Source organism: Streptomyces sp. LS1784 (assembly GCF_020103755.1).
Lineage (GTDB): Bacteria > Actinomycetota > Actinomycetes > Streptomycetales > Streptomycetaceae > Kitasatospora.
On record NZ_JAHSQD010000938.1, the window covers coordinates 1 to 1,959 of the forward strand.

The 1,959-nt window shown below is 76.4% G+C and carries 2 protein-coding genes and 1 pseudogene; all 3 read right to left on the reverse strand.

The window, feature by feature from the left end; genetic code table 11:
• A partial coding sequence (locus KS423_RS44425) for an AAA family ATPase (protein ID WP_224285358.1) occupies positions 1-1,030 on the reverse strand: 1,030 nt, incomplete at its 3' end.
• A 69-nt stretch (positions 1,031-1,099) separates the two neighbouring features.
• Positions 1,100-1,324, reverse strand: coding sequence for a hypothetical protein (locus KS423_RS44430; RefSeq protein ID WP_224285359.1), 225 nt, complete (start codon positions 1,322-1,324; stop codon positions 1,100-1,102).
• Between the two features lie 50 nt (positions 1,325-1,374).
• Positions 1,375-1,959: pseudogene (locus tag KS423_RS44435) on the reverse strand (hypothetical protein); the annotation flags it as partial.

A 1,959-nucleotide genomic window follows, 5' to 3' on the forward strand; every position in this document is an offset into this window, starting at 1 on the left:
CCGGCGCCGGCCCGGCCGCCAGCATGCGGCTCAGGAGCCTGTAGGCGCTGGTGCTCGCCGGGCGCCGCCGCGACAGGTCCGCGCCGGTCATCGCCTCATCGCGGCCGCGCGCGGAGCGGCTGCTCCACGCCACAGGCCGGGTCCGGCCCGCCTGGTGGAACTGCAAGCCGCCCATGACCGCCCACCCGCTGCTGGCCACCGGCACCAGCGCCATCGCCCCGTCCACCCCGTGGACGGCCATGTGCACCGCGGCCGCGTGCGAGGACCGCGCCGCCTCCATCGCCCTGCGCGTGGACGACCATCCCGCGCGCTTCGAGGCGTCTCGGACCGCCAGGACGGCCGTGCCGACGCGCCGCGCGAGTTCCGCGAGCACCCGCATCGCCTTCTCGACGGGCACCCGGTACGGGCAGACCGTCATGAGGTCCACCACCACGAGGTCAGGCCGACGCTCGCGCAGGAGGTGCTCCATCTCGTCGGCGTCGCCGGGCAGGCGCAGGCCTCGCCGCCCGCCTCGGCCGCCCAACACAGGGGCCACCTCGACCCGCTCGCTGCCCGGCCCGCAGGCCGCCAGGAGTTCCGCCGTCCGGTCCGCCGTCTGCGGCGATGCGAGCACCAGCACGGTGCGTGCCGCCTGGGGCTGCTGCCCGTCGGGCAAGGCCGCCGCCGTCGCCGCCCGCACCGCGACGTCCAAGGCCACCGCCAAGGCGCTAACGCCGTCCTCGCCGTCGATCAGGCTCAAGCCCGCCGACGGCACGTACCCGGGCCAGATCCAGCCGGGGCCGTCATCGAACGCCGGCGGAGCGACCACCACGTACTCCGGGCCCAGCCGCAGCGCCGCCGCGATGTCCTGCGCCTCGCACCCGTCGGCCAGGCAGTCCAGCTCCACCCGCCCGTCCCCGGCCACAAGCACCAGCAGGGAGCCCTGCCGGTCGTCGTGCGCGGGGCAGCGCGCCAGCCAGCCCCCCTCGGTCGGCCGGACGTTTCCCCAACGGCGCAGCGCTGCCAGCACCGTCTCGTACTCCTGTGCCACGCGCCCTTCCTCCGTCGTTCTGCTCTCGACCGGCCTGCTGAACGAACAGGCTGGTTCGTCCTCCTACCGTCAAGACGCGCGACGGCGCGAAGGGTTGCTCTCCAGCGACCGCGCGATGCAGGTGGCCGCGTGCGGCAGGTGCAGCCGCTCGTACGGCAGCAGCGGCAGTTCCGCGTTCGGCCTTCGCGAGCGGATGGTGCCGGTGCCGTCGCGGTAGACCGCGGTGTTGCCCAGTGCGCTCGGGTTCGCGTCGACGGCCAGCCGCGCGCTGGCGGCGGTGATGGTCCAGTGCACGGCCGTACCGCACCGGCGGCACCGGGCGAGGCCTCGCGTCGGCAGCACGCTCACGCCTCTTCGGCTGCCGCTGTGTCGCCGACGAGGAGGGCCGCCACCGCCCGCCAGCCGAACAGTGCAACGGCGTGGGCCTGGCCGTGGCCGGCGATCGCCTCCAGCACTTCCAGCGGGTCAGGATCAGCCGCGCGGCCTCCGGGCAGCGCGGCCATGAGCGGCCGCTGCCCCGGCATCGGTGCCGCACCCGCGGGCCGGGCCCCACCACCCGGCACGTCGGGCAGCAGCGTCAACGGCCGGTCGGCAGCGGGCTCGGCTTCCTGGTCGCGCGCGATCGCGGTCTCGATCGAGGCGAGCCGGTCCGAGACGCTCACGTGCGCCGCCGGGGCCGGCCTTCGGTGTGCCGTCCGGCGGCCGGGCCGGGCCGGGCGGTCCGGCGACGGAAGTCCGGGCTGCTCCCGCTGTTCGCGCACCCACTTGCGCCACAGGGCCTGCCAGTCCGCGCCGAGGGTGGCGCGGCCTCGGTGCCAGTCCGTGAACGCCGCTGTCACGGCCGCCAGCCCGGCTGGGCCGCCGAGGCGGTCCAGGTGGCCGTCGGCCGCCGCCCACGCCAGCGCCGCGGCGTCCGGCCAGAAGCCATC